A 14,578-nucleotide genomic window follows, 5' to 3' on the forward strand; every position below is an offset into this window, starting at 1 on the left:
GCCTTCCAGCCTGCACTACGGGTTTGACAACAAGATCTGGGGAACGGTGGGCTACTCCGGTTACCATGGCAGCGTGAAGTTCAACCAAGGGGCCTACCGCTTTGACGTGGACGGTAAAAATATCGAGTTCATGGGGGCAACCTCCAACAATACCTGGGGCCTGGGCTTCTCGGAAAACAATGATGTGTTCCTCTCTACGGCCAACAATACCCATAGTGCTTACCTGGGCATTCCTTATCCTTACCTGGAAAGGATAGCGCAGCCTGCATCCAGGGCTATAGATAAGATCGACGGCCACTATGCGATGCATGTGGTCACCAAGAACCTGCGCCAGGTAGACGTGTTCAACGGGTTCACTGCCGCTGCCGGACACAACCTCTACACGGCCCGTAATTTCCCTAAAAGGTACTGGAACAGGATAGCCTTTGTCAACGAACCGACCGGAAGGGTGGTACATGAGGCCATCCTGGAACCAAAGGGATCGGGTTTTGAAGAGAAGGACGGCTGGAACTTTGTGGCCAGTGCCGACGAGTGGTTCGGACCTGTACACAGCGAGGTGGGACCGGATGGGGCGGTATGGATGCTCGACTGGTACAACTTCATCATCCAGCACAACCCTACTCCTGCCGGATTCGAGAACGGTAAGGGCAATGCCTACATCAACCCGCTCAGGGACAGGACACACGGACGCATCTACAGGATCGTCTATAAAAACGCAAAACCCCAGCAGATCAAATCGCTGGACCGCAAAAGCAATGCCTCGCTGATCGGCGGGCTGAAAAGCGACAACATGTTCTGGCGCACAACCGCGCAGCGCCTGATCGTGGAGAATAAGGACAGATCCATCGCCCCGCAGCTGTATGCCCTGATCAGGGACAAAAATACCGATGAGATCGGCATCAACGCACCGGCTGTCCACGCCCTGTGGACGCTGCACGGCCTGGGCCTGCTCGACGGATCAAATACCGAAGCCTTTAATGTGGCAGTGGAAGCACTGTCCCATCCTGCTGCTGGTGTGCGTAAGGCGGCACTCCAGGTATTGCCCGACAACTCGGCATCACTGGCCGCCTTACAAAAAGCAGGACTGCTGAACGACCCCAGCCTCAACACCCGACTGGCCGCTATCCTCAAAAGCGCAGACCTGCCCGCTTCTGCAGAAATGGGTGCTGAGCTGAAAGCGGCAGCGGCCATGAGCCAGAACAGCAATGACCGCTGGATCGCTGAAGCGCTCAAGGTGGCACTGGCCAGGCATGCCCAGGCTGCAGATGCACATGCCGGACACACAGGTCAGGGAAAGACAGGCGAAGGCTCCTCCAGCCCGCAGGCTGAAGGAAAGGCCGACCAGGTCATCACCATTACCCCTGTCGTGAATGCCATGAAGTTTGACCTGAAAGCCTTTACGGTAAAGGCGGGTACTACCGTGGAAGTCGTCTTTAAGAACATCGACTTCATGCAGCACAACCTGCTCATCCTGCAAAAGGGAAGCATGGATAAGGTCGGAGCTGCCGCAGACCAGATGGCCCAGGACCCTAAGGGTGCAGAAAAACAGTATGTGCCCAAAATGCCCGAGGTACTCTTCTATACCCCTTTGGTAAATCCAGAGGAAAGCTTTAAATTGAAGTTTAAAGTGCCTGCGGTAACCGGTGATTACCCTTTCATCTGTTCATTCCCCGGCCATTGGAGACTCATGAATGGCGTAATGAAAGTTACCAAATAGCATAACAAATAACCAATATAAACTGTAAACCAAGTATTTGTAATGTCACCAACAACAAATGAAACACAGGGAGCCCAGGCTCCCGACATGAAGCTGTTTTATGCCTGCTTCATTTCCCTGGTCACAACAGCCTTCGGGTTTATCCTGAGGGCGCTTATCCTGCCGCAGTGGGGTGTCGACTTCAATTTAACGCAGACCCAGCTGGGCGAGATCGCCGGGGTAGGCCTCTGGCCTTTTGCCATCAGTATTGTGCTGTTCAGCCTGGTCATCGACAAGATCGGCTACAAAACAGCCATGATATTTGCCGTGTTCTGCCATATCACCTCAGCCATCCTGACCATATTCGCTGATGGCTACTGGATGCTGTATCTGGGCTCCTTTATTGTAGCCATTGGCAATGGTACCGTAGAGGCGGTAGCAAATCCGGTAGTGGCAACTATGTTCCCGAAACAAAAGATCAAATGGCTGAGTATCCTTCATGCAGGCTGGGCCGGTGGCCTGGTACTGGGCGGCATTATGGCGCTTATGCTGGGAGTAGATACCCGCTGGGAATATAAGATCGCCCTGATCCTGATCCCTACCCTGTTGTATGGCATCATGAGCCTGGGCCGTAAGTTCCCGGTGAATGAGCGGGTACAGGCAGGAGTGTCCTATAAGGAGATGCTTCAGGAAGTAGGTGCCGGCGGTGCGCTGATCATCGTTGCGCTGATCATTTTCCAGTTGGGTGCCGTGTTCGGATGGTCTACTTCCGCCAATGTGATCATTACACTGGTCATTACCGCCGGCTTCGGCTTTTATACCCGCAGCTTTGGACGGCCGCTGTTCATTATTTTACTGCTCATCATGATCCCGCTGGCGACGACAGAACTGGGTACCGACAGCTGGATCACCGACCTGATGACACCCGAAATGAATAAGATCGGCCTCCAGGCAGGATGGGTATTGGTCTATACCTCCGCCATTATGTTCGTCCTGCGCTTCTTTGCGGGCCCTCTGGTGCATAAAATCTCTTCACTTGGCCTGCTGGCCCTTTGTTCGGGAATCGCGGTTATAGGGCTTTATATGCTGTCGGCTTCTACCGGGGTGATGATCCTGCTGGCGGCCACCATTTACGGCCTCGGTAAATCCTTTTTCTGGCCTACGATGCTGGGCCTGGTATCAGAACAGTTTCCCAAAGGGGGCGCATTGACGCTGAACATTACGGGGGGCCTGGGCATGATCGCCGCTGGTGTGATCGGCGCAGGTATACTGGGCTTTATCCAGGATAAATCGGTCGACCAGAAAATCGCACAATACGATGCGGCAAACCATACGGCCATCCACAGCACTTATGTGACTGAGAAAAAGACCAGCCTGTTCGGCGATTATGAAGGCCTTGACCAGACCAAGCTGGCTACAGCCAGCCCTGCAGAACAGGAGACAGTGACCAGTATCCGGGAAACAGCAAAAAAGGAGGCCCTACGCTACATCGTGGTGTTCCCGCTGATCATGCTGGTCAGTTATCTGCTGCTGAGCCTCTATTTTAAATCGAGAGGGGGCTACAAAGTAGTCTTGCTGGACAACCGGGCGCCTGTCGACGAACTTTAAAAACGAAACGATATGGCTTTACAAGTGACTTATGGGGCCAGCACCTGGCTGTGGACCTCGCCCTTCCAGACTTCGTCTGCTATAGAACTTTTTCCTAAGATAAAGGCTATGGGCTTTGATGCAGTGGAAATTGCCGTGGAAGATCCCGGGCTGATCGACGGACCTGCCGTGGCTGAAGCTTTGCGCAGCAACGGCCTTCAGGCCGTAATCTGCGGAGCCTTTGGCCCTACCCGCGACCTTACGCATGAGGATGCTGCCATACGTGAAAACTGTTTCAGGTATATTGAGGCATGTCTTGACCTCTGCGTGCTGTGGAATATCAAGATCTTTGCAGGCCCAATGTATTCTGCCGTGGGCAAGGCCCGCATGGTGCCGCCTGAGCAGCGCGAAGCCGAATGGCAGATGGCCGTAGCCAACCTGCGCCTGGTCTGCGAAATGGCGGAAAGCCGCGGAGTACGGCTGGCGATAGAGCCACTGAACCGCTTTGAATCTGACCTGGTGAACACGGCGGCAGATGTATTGCGGCTGGTGAACGACATCGGGCACCCGGCAGCAGGCATTTTGCTGGACGGCTTTCATATGAATATCGAGGAACGCGATCTGGAGGCAGCCGTAAGGCTGGCGGGTGGCAAGCTGCTGCATGTGCAGGTTTCCGAGAACTACCGGGGGTCACCTGGCACCGGGCTGACACGCTGGGATGCGCTGAAGGCAGGGCTGGAAGCGATAGGTTACCAGGGTATTGTGGCCATTGAAAGCTTTACGCCGGAAGTACAGGAACTGGCCGAAGCGGTCTGCATCTGGCGGCCTTTTCACGACAGCCAGGACGGTTTCGCCGCCGACGGGCTAAAATTTTTAAAAGACTATTTCAACCGATAACCAATTTATTACAAATGGAGAACAAAAAAATCAATGTAGCGATCATCGGACTTGGTTTTGGGGCAGAGTTTATCCCCATCTATCAACAGCATCCAAATGCAAATATGTATGCGATCTGCCAGCGCGATGTAGAAAAACTGAATGCGGTGGGTGATGCTTTTGGCATTGAAAAACGCTACTCAGACTATGACGAGTTGCTGAAAGACCCTGAGGTCGATGCCGTGCACATCAATACGCCCATACAAAACCACGCGGAACAGTCGATCAAGGCCCTGAAGGCAGGAAAACATGTGGCCTGTACGGTACCGATGGCAACCTCAGTGGAAGACTGCCGGAAGATCGTGGAACTGGTGAAGGAAACCGGACTGACCTACATGATGATGGAAACAGTGATCTACAGCCGGGAGTACTTGTTTGTGAAGGAACTTTATGACAAAGGCGAACTGGGTAAGCTGCAGTTCCTGCGTGCCTCGCATCAGCAGGAAATGGCGGGCTGGCCTGGCTATTGGGAAGGTCTGCCTCCGATGCACTATGCCACCCATTGTGTGGGACCGGTACTGGCGCTGGCGGGTAAGGATGCACAATATGTGTCCTGCTTCGGTTCGGGTACCATCGATGAACACCTGATCCCTAAATATAATTCTCCATTTGCCATTGAGAGCTGCCACATCAAATTTAAGGATTCCGATCTTTCTGCGGAGGTAACCAGATCGCTGTTCAATACGGCGAGGCAATACCGGGAGAGTTTTGATGTCTATGGTTCTAAAAAGAGCTTTGAGTGGACATTGATCGAGCATGAGGATATGGTAATCCATACCGGCGAAGTACCGGAACGGGTAAAGGTGCCGGATTACGCGCACCTGCTGCCAGAGGAGATCGGGCACTTTACCACAGGTGGCGTGTATGATGCCGGTGACAACCAGCACTTGTCCTTTATCCAGGGGTCTGGTCATGGTGGTTCTCATCCGCACCTGGTACACGAATTTATTTCAGCACTCGTGCAGGGACGCGAGCCCTTCCCGAATGCGCGGCAGTCGGCAAATATTACCTGCGTAGGTATCCTGGCACATGAGAGTGCTATGGAAGGTGGCAGAAAGATCGACCTTCCGGATTTTACATTGTCTTAATTTTTTTGAATATTAGTTTTGGTTGGACGGGTGCACCTTAATTGGCTGCACCCGTCCTGATTTTATAGGTTCCCGAACTGAGGCTGTAGAGGTGATAACCATCTCTCGTGCCTGTTTGCGCGATCGTTTTGCCTTTATCATTAATATTTTTGCTTTCCTCTGGTCTTAGCTGTAGCGTGGCGGTACAATTTGGTGGCACAGTGAGGTCAATGCTCAGCCGGCCTTTGCTGCGTTCCCAACGGGTTTTAATGAGCCCGGCGGGTGAACGGAAGCTGGCTTCGGCCCAGGGCATCTGAGCGGCGCTCAGCAGTGGCGGACGCACCATGAAATGCTGGAATCCAGGATGCTCCGGGTCTTTCCGGATACCGCCGATGCCGTCGATATACCAGGCCCCCGGATAAAGATAAGAACTGTGCAGCAGGGAGTGGCCTGGCAAGTCCTTTTCCCACATTTCCCAGATCGTAGTGGCGTCACTGGCCTTCATATACCCCCAGCCTGGATAAGTGGTCTGCGAGGTCATACTGTAGATCAGATCGTCACGACCAAGGTTACGCAACAATTTGAACAGCAGCGCGCCACCTGTAATCCCAACATGTATGTGGCCTTTTCTGCGGATAAGTATCTCGTTTTCGAGGCGTTGCATTACCTGATTGCGCAGCCTGTCCGGTGGTACCTCGGCCAATAGCGCCGCTGCGAGGTTGCCCATTGAACCATCGGCATAACTGGTATCTTGCGCGTTGAAGAATTTAGTATTGATGGCAGCCTTTGCAGTTGCTGCCTGCTGCTGCCATTTTTCCGCCTCTGCATCCCTGCCGATGGTACGGGCAATTTTTGCAGCAGTGAGCAGGTTGAATACCCGGTAACTGTTGTTCAGGCAGACCGTTTCAGGCTTATCATTGTTCATCCCTTCGGCAGTAGCATTGGGCCAAAGCCAGTCGCCAAGAAAATCCCAGGAGCCGCCATAGCGCTGCAGCAGATTGTCTTTGGTATTCAGGTCCAGGAAGGACAGCCAGCCTTTCACCAGTTCAAAATTTTCTTCGAGTACCCGGCGGTCGCCTTCCTGCTGATAAATGTACCAGGGCAGGGTAACGACAATGCCGCCCCAGGCTGGCCCGCCTCCGCCCATATAAGTTGGGGCGCTATGCGGCACGATCCCATTGTTAAGGATGCGTCCGCTTTGTACAGCCTTGCGAGCGAAATCTGCATTGTAGAGGTTGCCCACCACCGATTCGGTTCCCTGATTATCCCGCCAGTCCTGCATCCATTTGGTGTAAAAAGCGGCGGTCTTGTAATTGAACATGCCGGTTTCGCAGGTAGCATGGGCATCTCCGCCATAACCCAGTCGTTCCCTTTGCGGACAGTCTACGATGTAACCGCCGATGGAGAGGTTCTGATAGGTCCATTTGACCCGGTCATAGATCCAGTTCTGCAGGGGATCGGCACACACGAAGCTGGCTGCGTCCTCGTAATTGGTACGTACCATCCAGCCTTTGATATCATTAAGGGATGGTTTATAGCTGAGTCCCCTGATGGTGATCCAACGGCCCGAGCTGTAATTGAACCGGTTGCGGAAGGTGCCTGTCCCGGTCGGACCGAGGATGTAGGCGCTGTGCAGGCTGAAGGTCATATCGTCCAGCTGTCTTTCTGAATACTGGAATTCGATCTTATCGCCCGGGCTGCCTTTTAGCGCGATCTGGGTGAAACCCGCAAAGTTGACACCCATATCTACGCGGTAGGAACCGTCGGGACGTCTGTCACTGATCGCTACGGGTCTGATCTCTTCGAATAAACGGTTTGGCTCAACCATTTGTGCCGAAAGTTTCAGGTCAGGCCGGAAGACCACAGCTGGCTGCCAGCTGCTCTCGTCACAGTCTGCGGTGTTCCAATTGGAAAGTTCCTTACCGGCATCGTACAATTCGCCGCCCATGCGTGCGAAATCCCAGGTACCGATGAGCTGGCTTGGGCTGTGGTGCGTTTTCCAGCTTTCGTCTGTTTTAAGCAACAGGTCTGGCTTGTCTTTTCCGGCACCATACAGGGCAGCCTGAGCAATGGCCATTGGCGTGTTGGGCCGGTCTGCCCGGATGTAAGGGCTGAAAATGGACCAGGAGGTTCCCAGCCAGATACCAATGGCATTCTTCCCGGGCTTAAGTAATGATGCGATATCGTAGGCAATATACCTGGCCCTCTTGGTATGGTCGCTGACCGCGGGGGACAGTACATCCGGCGTTACTTTTTTTCCATTCACATAAAGTTCATGGTAGCCAATGGATGCCAGAAAAAAGGTTGCTTTTACAGGCTTGCTCACCAGGGAAAAAGTCTTGCGCAGCCAGGGATCGATGATGTTGCAGTCTGGTCTGGAGGGATCGAAGACCTGCGCGGTACCGATCCAGCTGGCCTGCCAGTCGGACTGGCTGAGTAAACCTGTAGTCCAGAATGCTGTCGCGGATGGTCTGGAGACCTGGCCTTTTTCATCTTTGACCCTGACCGTCCAGTAATAGCTTTTGTCGGACTGCAATGCTTTTCCCTTGTAGAGGACCTGCTGCATCTGGTCTGAACCGACCCAGCCGGAATCCCATATATCAGGTCTGGTTTTCAGGAGCGCGGCCGAGGATGCGATACTGATGCGGTAGGCAGTCTGCCGCTGGCCCCTGGCGAGGCTGTCGGTAGTCCGGAGTGTCCAGCTGAGCCTTGGGCTAATTTCGTCGATGCCCGTAGGATTCTCCAGGTATTCACAGCGAAGTTCCTGCGGCAGTAGCTTGCTGATCGTGTTCGCTGCACTCTGGGCATTGCTCTGAGCCGCGTTTAGTGTTAAAAAAAGAAAAAAGAAGAAAAAGTAAGCGCGTTTCATCATCAGGGTTGGTTTATTTTGGTTTAATTTGTGTGCGCGCAGGGTTGGTCTGCTACAGGAGATGATAGGACTCCCAAGCGAACAAAACTGCCTTGTGCTCACTAAGCTAAGCAAAAAGAATTTAGCCCGGCCAATATTTTTTAACATGACTAGACAAGATATATTATCACACCTGCCCTATGCAAAGCCTTTCCTCTTTGTAGACGAGCTGCTGGAAATTAATGAAAACGGCGCCAAAGGCACATATACCTTTGACCCGGAACTGGATTTCTATAAGGGCCACTTTAAGGACAATCCGGTAACGCCAGGGGTGATCCTGACAGAAACTATGGCGCAGACCGGTTTGGTCTGCCTAGGTATTTATCTTTCAGGAAGCGCAGAGGGTGGTCTGCCGGGACATGTCATGCTGACTTCTATTGCGATAGATTTTATGAAACCGGTATTCCCCGGAGAAAAGATCGTCGTAGAGGCCGAGAAAGTTTACTTCAGGTTCAAGAAGCTGAACGTCAATGTCAGGATGCTGAACGCAGCCGGAGAAGTAGTATGCAAGGGCAACATCTCGGGTATGGTGACCCAGCGTATGAATACCTGAAAAAGTACGTCTAACTAAGATTTTCTTCAATCAGCAGGTTGATGATACCATCAACCATACCCACCTTAGGCACATAGACCTGCTTGATCCCGGTCCATTTCATCAGGGTAATGAAAATCTCCGCGGCGGGGATGATCACATCTGCCCTGTCAGGATTCAGTCCGTAAATGCTGATCCTTTCCTTCAGTGAATAACTGTTCAGTTCATTGTACAGGCTCTTCAGTTTCAGGAAGGAAAGCGGCAGTCCCTCCTTTTCGCCCGACATGCGGAAGAGCTTGTTGATATTTCCCCCGGTACCGATACCGACGACGTTACGCAGCGATTTGGTCTGAGCCTTTACCCAATCCCTCATTTCTTCCCATGTCTCATCCTTATCCTGATTGTCCAGGATGCGGATAGTACCGATGTTAAAGGACCTGGAAGCCACGGGTTGACGGTTGACAAAAACGGAGAGTTCGGTACTTCCTCCACCTACATCAATGTACAGGTAACTTTTATCCGGGTCGAGGTTATTTTCAATGTGATTGGAATAGATGATATTGGCCTCACGCTGACCCTCAATGATCTCCAGATCGATATCCGCTTCTTCCCTGATCCGCTCCGCGATTTGCTTTCCGTTCGCAGAGTCCCGCAAGGCAGAAGTGGCACAGGCCAGGTATGCAGATACATGATAGACATCCATGAGGTGCCTGAAAGCGATCATGGATTTCACCAGTTCTCCGGCTTTGCGTTCAGAAATATAATGATCAAGGAAGGCGTCGTCGCCCAGACGCAGGGGTACGCGGACGAGGGTATTTTTCTTGAATGTATAACCTTCTTCGGTATGGGTGATGTCTGCAATGAGCAGTCTGACTGCGTTGGAACCGATGTCTATGGCGGCGTATCTTAACATTTACTGATGCTTGTTCTTGAGGTAATTATAGGTCTGCACCTGGGCCCTTATCTTTGTCTTGAGCCTGTTTGTGTGGTATTTATTGTTGTTTTGCTTGTTGATATCGCGGGCTTTCACATTGTCCTGCAGCTGGAACTCGATAATATCCCGGATTTCCTGACAGACTTCTGCATCCAGCACCGGAAAACCTACTTCGACCCGGTGGTCGAGGTTGCGGGTCATGAGGTCAGCAGAGGACAGATACATTTCTTCATGCTCATTGTTACAGAAAATGAATACACGGGCATGTTCCAGGAATTTATCAATGATACTGATGACGGTGATGTTCTCGCTGAATCCCTTTACCCCGGGCACCAATGTACAGATACCCCTGACAATAAGTTTGATGATAACACCGGCATTACTGGCATCATACAGCTTTTGAACTACACCCTCGTCGGCGAGACTATTGACTTTAAGGATCATATAGGCTGGCTTACCTTGTCTGGCGAATTTTATTTCGCGGTCGATGAGTGCATAAATACGTGGCCTGGCGTCGACAGGCGAGACAATAAGATGCTTGAAGTCTTTGGCTATGGTGCGCTTGCTGAGTGCGTCGAAAAGCTTGCGCAGATCATGCGTGATCTCCTTTCTGGCCGTAAAGATGCTATGATCGCAATAAATCCGGGCTGTCTTTTCGTTGAAGTTGCCTGTAGCGAGATTGGCGTAATAAACAGGCCTTCCCTTTTCTATACGGGTAACCAGGCAGATCTTGGAATGCACCTTATAGTCACTAAGCCCATAATTGACATCCACCCCCTCTTCCTGTAAACGGCTGGTCCAGTAGATATTGGCCTGTTCGTCGAAACGGGCTTTCAACTCGACCAGGCAGCTGACACGTTTACCGTTCTTCGCAGCATTGATGAGTGCGTTGATGACTTTGGAGTTTTCGGCCAGCCGGTAAAGGGTAATGCTGATCTCTGTAACCTTGGGGTCGATGGCCGCCTCACGGAGAAAAAGTATGATATAATCATAGCTCTGATAAGGCAGGTTAATCACGAAATCCCTGGACTTTAATTTATTGATGATGCTCTCGGTACGGTGTAATCCGGATACCTTGAGTGGGATATTGGGTGCATATTCCAGGTTTTTAGAACCCACATTGGGAAATTTGATAAAATCACCGAATTTATGATAACGGTTACCGGGAATGAGGCTCTCTGCTTCTATCTTCAGCTTGGACACCAATATGTTAAGCATTTCAAAAGGCATTTCGGTATCGTAAAGCAAACGCATAGGTTTGCCTTTTTTCCGCTTGTCAAGACTGCTTTTCAGCTCGTCTATAAACTTATCGCTGACATTCTTGTCAATATCCAGTTCTGCATCACGGGTAAGCTGTATCGAATAGGCAGAAAGCTCATCGTAACTGAAGACATAAAAAATATCGTCCAGACAGTATTTGATGATATCTTCAACCAGTATAATGAATTTCAGGTCATTGGTCTCTGGCAGTACCAGAAAACGCGGCAGGTCCGGAGGAAGCTCAATAAGTGCATATTTCAGGTTTTTCCCGGAAGATTTTCTGGACAGGCGCACAAAGAAATAAAGGTAGCGATCTTTGAGTTCAGGAAACGGTCTGTCCAGGTCGAGCATAATGGGCACCAGGGTAGATAAGATTGCATCCCTGAAATGATTACGAACGAACTCTCCCCTGGATACGTTAAGTTGAGTATCGTTCAGAATAAAAATCCTGTTTTGCGCCAGTTCGTTGATCAGCGTAGCCTGAAAAAGCTGCTCAAACTTACGTTCCTGCCGGACAACGACATTTTTGATCTCATTAAGTACCTTTTTTGGATTGAAACCCAGTAAAGCCTTTGATTTGTCGTTGAGATTGGCAAGGCGGCTCATCGTGGCTACCCTTACCCGGTAAAATTCTTCCAGATTTGAAGAAAAGATCGACAGAAACCTGATCCGTTCGATCAGTGGCACGGTCTCATCCGCAGCTTCCTGCAAAACCCGTTCGTTGAAATACAACCAACTGATTTCCCTGTTCAGAAACGGCACCTTTTTCTTCATTGACCAATGCTAATTTAATTTTCAAAACTGCGCATTCTATTGTTAATTCATTGTTAATTATCAATAACGACCGCAATTTTTTATTAATCTTCAGCTTTCCTGGAAGTAGTATCAGGTTTTGCAGAAGCAGGCCTGGCTATAACTTTTGCCGGGGTTAACTTGGCTTTTACTGCTGCAGTCTTTCTTGTCACGGATTTGGTCGATGCAGCAGGTTTGGCGGCAGCTGCACCCTTAGCCTGGCTTTCGGTTGCCGGTGCTTTTTTGCCAGGCACTTTGCCATTACCTTCCTGCCGTGCTTTCCCAAGCTTCTTGGAGAGCTTTTTAGCGATAAACTTACCCGCGATCTCTACGTCTTTGGCAATACGGCCGGCATCGTGGCCCAAATTGACAACGGCTTCTAAAATCTTGTCAGTCAGTCCTTTTTCCAGTTCTTTCCTGGCAGCTTTTTTTTGTGCTTTTTGCTGGTCCTTTGGTTTAGGGGATTTCATATTGCTATTTTTAAATGTTTTATGGTCAGACAAGATACTGACAGATTTATCTGCCATTTTTTAATTAATTTTGTTTTTTGTATGCCCTGAATAAACGTTTACTTAAAATTAATCCATTTTTCACAATAAAGCTATAATCATGCCCAGTTTCGACATCGTCAGCAAGGTTGATGCGCAGACATTTGACAATGCGATGAACAATGCAAAGAAAGAAATCCTGAACCGATACGATTTCAATAATTCCAAAAGTACTATAGACCACGATAAAAAGACGAACACTATAGTGATCGTTACAGAAGACGATATGCGGCTGAAGGCCATCACGGATGCCATTATTTCAAAGATGTTTAAGCAGAACCTGGATGCGGCCAGTCTGGACTTTGGCAAGGAGCAGTATGCTTCAGGTAATATGATCCGTAAGGAAGTCCGGGTAAAGGAAGGGATCGACAAAGAGACCGCGAAAAAGATCGTTGCCAGAATCAAGGACAGCAAACTGAAGGTGCAGGCATCCATCATGGAAGAGCAAGTCCGGGTGCAGGGCAAGAGTATCGACGACCTTCAGGCTGTGATCGCACTTTGCCGGAAGGAAGATTTTGGTCAGCCGCTACAGTACATTAACATGCGCAACTAATGGAAATCGCAGAAAATGGCTTTATATTTTCGGATAATAAAGCCCTGCTTGATGTAGCAGCGATACATGACTATCTTGCTAACCAATCCTATTGGGCGGAAGGCATTCCCCTGGAAACCGTGCAGCGCTCCGTAGACAATTCCCTGTGTTTCGGCATTTACCGCGATGGGAAACAGATTGGATTTGCACGCTGGATCACGGACAAGGCAACTTTCGGTTATCTTGCCGATGTCTATGTGCTGGAGGCTTACCGTGGGCAGGGTCTTTCGAAGAAACTGCTTTCCCTTATGCTTTTTCATCCGGAGCTGCAAGGACTGAGACGCTATATGCTGGCTACTCAGGATGCACATGGTCTGTATGCCCAGTTCGGTTTTAAGCCAATACCAAATCCCGACAGGCTGATGGGCATTGCCGTACCCGATATCTATAAGAAAAAGGCTTAGACCGTCTTTACATCATCTTCGCTGTAATCCCGGATATCCGTAATATAACCATTGATGATCAGGAAGTCAAACAGCGGCCTGGCGTCAGCTGTAACGGGCATATTGGAAGTGGTGATTACTTCACTGGTCTTCTTGTCCAGAAAGGGATATGCAAACAACTTCACATTTTTACTGAACATATCACTTACATAATTGAGTAACTGACTGGTATAGTTTTCACCGAAATTACTGGAATTGAACACAAATTTCAGGTTGTTGATATTTGTAGACATACCCACACTCTTGGGCTTGCAGCGGTCCAGGTATTTGGCCAGCTTGTTGTGCCTGGCGAAGTTGGATACAATCACATGATTGCCTGTCCTGCACATCTCCTCTGCCCGCTTTGCGGCGGCCCTCAGATCATTGTCATGCAGTTCGTCCCCTTCTGACAGTACATTGGACATCAGTACCTCGATCAGTACGCTGAGGTTTTCCTGCCGCACGTTTTCTGTACGTACAAACTGGTCCACGGCCTTGTTAAGCATGCTGAAGTTGGGCTGGGACTTTTGCGCATACTTCGTGCGCAGGATCATAATGTCCTTTTTGTACAGCAGGTCTTTAGGCAGGCAGGGCTGACCTTCCGGATCGAAAATGGCAGCGTCCGAAAAATCCTTGGCAATGAGATAAAGGTTAAGCAGGATGTTGTCAGCATTTTTGAACGCGGGACCACTCACTGAAATAAGATCGATCTCCACTGAACCGATAGTAAGGTTATCGGCCAGCGATTCGATCATCGTCCTGCGGTCATTATGATAATAAAAGGCCGCATATACGAGATTCACACCAATGATACCAAGCACATTCTGCTGCAATGCGCCATCAGTATCCAGCAGCCGGACATGAAAAATGATCTGACTGGCCTCGCCATCAGGTTCGGTCTGAAACTTCAGTCCGATCCAGCCGTGCGGATCGTTGGATTTATTGTAATTAAGGGTAGTTACGGTATCCGCAAAGGCAAAGAAGGTGCGATCATCATATTTGGTACCACTGAGACGCTCGTTGAGCAGGTCGTACTCATGGTTAAGCATTTTCTGGAGCCTTGACTTACTGACATACCTGCCCGATTCTTCCGCTCCGTAAATGGCATCACTGAAAGTCATGTCATAGGCTGACATCGTCTTGGCTACTGTTCCTGAGGCCGCACCAGCTGTGAAAAAGTTACGGGCGACTTCCTGTCCCGCCCCGATCTCTGCAAAGGTACCGTAGATCTTTGGGTCAAGATTGATCTTCAGGGCCTTACGTCTGGTATCCAGAATTTCTCTTTCCATTGTACAAAAATAGCA

12 protein-coding genes are annotated in these 14,578 nt (G+C 50.2%); 7 read left to right on the forward strand and 5 right to left on the reverse strand.

The window, feature by feature from the left end:
• The 4 genes from P2W84_RS02590 to P2W84_RS02605 form a co-directional block, all read left to right on the forward strand.
• Nucleotides 1–1,717 (forward strand): plastocyanin/azurin family copper-binding protein (locus P2W84_RS02590; protein WP_276088540.1); only part of this gene is annotated, 1,717 nt, incomplete at its 5' end.
• 42 nt (nt 1,718–1,759) lie between these two features.
• Nucleotides 1,760–3,304, forward strand: coding sequence for an MFS transporter (locus P2W84_RS02595; RefSeq protein WP_276088541.1), 1,545 nt, complete (start codon nt 1,760–1,762; stop codon nt 3,302–3,304).
• 12 nt (nt 3,305–3,316) lie between these two features.
• Nucleotides 3,317–4,180 (forward strand): sugar phosphate isomerase/epimerase family protein, encoded by an 864-nt coding sequence (locus P2W84_RS02600; RefSeq protein WP_276088542.1) that lies wholly within the window; start codon nt 3,317–3,319, stop codon nt 4,178–4,180.
• A gap of 14 nt (nt 4,181–4,194) precedes the next feature.
• Nucleotides 4,195–5,307 (forward strand): Gfo/Idh/MocA family oxidoreductase, encoded by a 1,113-nt coding sequence (locus tag P2W84_RS02605; protein WP_276088543.1) that lies wholly within the window; start codon nt 4,195–4,197, stop codon nt 5,305–5,307.
• Between the two features lie 37 nt (nt 5,308–5,344).
• On the opposite strand, the gene P2W84_RS02610 is transcribed toward P2W84_RS02605, so the two are convergent.
• Entirely contained in the window at nt 5,345–8,158 is a 2,814-nt protein-coding gene (locus tag P2W84_RS02610) for a family 78 glycoside hydrolase catalytic domain (protein WP_276088544.1), read from the reverse strand.
• A 142-nt stretch (nt 8,159–8,300) separates the two neighbouring features.
• Between P2W84_RS02610 and P2W84_RS02615 the strand changes: the two genes are divergently transcribed.
• On the forward strand, nt 8,301–8,747 hold the full coding sequence (locus P2W84_RS02615) for a 3-hydroxyacyl-ACP dehydratase FabZ family protein (protein ID WP_276088545.1): 447 nt from the start codon (nt 8,301–8,303) through the stop codon (nt 8,745–8,747).
• 10 nt (nt 8,748–8,757) lie between these two features.
• On the opposite strand, the gene P2W84_RS02620 is transcribed toward P2W84_RS02615, so the two are convergent.
• From P2W84_RS02620 to P2W84_RS02630, 3 genes are all read right to left on the reverse strand, one after another.
• Nucleotides 8,758–9,639 (reverse strand): exopolyphosphatase, encoded by an 882-nt coding sequence (locus tag P2W84_RS02620; RefSeq protein ID WP_276088546.1) that lies wholly within the window; start codon nt 9,637–9,639, stop codon nt 8,758–8,760.
• Nucleotides 9,640–11,694 (reverse strand): polyphosphate kinase 1, encoded by a 2,055-nt coding sequence (ppk1, locus tag P2W84_RS02625; RefSeq protein ID WP_276088547.1) that lies wholly within the window; start codon nt 11,692–11,694, stop codon nt 9,640–9,642.
• A gap of 83 nt (nt 11,695–11,777) precedes the next feature.
• The gene (locus P2W84_RS02630; protein ID WP_276088548.1) at nt 11,778–12,182 is read right to left on the reverse strand and encodes a hypothetical protein; all 405 of its coding nucleotides are present in this window, start codon (nt 12,180–12,182) and stop codon (nt 11,778–11,780) included.
• A gap of 139 nt (nt 12,183–12,321) precedes the next feature.
• Between P2W84_RS02630 and P2W84_RS02635 the strand changes: the two genes are divergently transcribed.
• Together P2W84_RS02635 and P2W84_RS02640 are read left to right on the forward strand one after the other, a co-directional pair.
• Nucleotides 12,322–12,813 (forward strand): YajQ family cyclic di-GMP-binding protein, encoded by a 492-nt coding sequence (locus P2W84_RS02635; protein ID WP_276088549.1) that lies wholly within the window; start codon nt 12,322–12,324, stop codon nt 12,811–12,813.
• Nucleotides 12,813–13,256 (forward strand): GNAT family N-acetyltransferase, encoded by a 444-nt coding sequence (locus P2W84_RS02640; RefSeq protein ID WP_276088550.1) that lies wholly within the window; start codon nt 12,813–12,815, stop codon nt 13,254–13,256. The genes P2W84_RS02635 and P2W84_RS02640 overlap by 1 nt, the downstream gene beginning before the upstream one ends.
• Here the strand turns inward: P2W84_RS02640 and P2W84_RS02645 are convergent.
• Nucleotides 13,253–14,563 (reverse strand): nicotinamide mononucleotide adenylyltransferase, encoded by a 1,311-nt coding sequence (locus P2W84_RS02645; protein WP_276088551.1) that lies wholly within the window; start codon nt 14,561–14,563, stop codon nt 13,253–13,255. The genes P2W84_RS02640 and P2W84_RS02645 overlap by 4 nt on opposite strands.
• Nucleotides 14,564–14,578 lie beyond the last annotated feature (15 nt).

Source organism: Pedobacter sp. JY14-1, assembly GCF_029269825.1.
Lineage (GTDB): Bacteria > Bacteroidota > Bacteroidia > Sphingobacteriales > Sphingobacteriaceae > Pedobacter.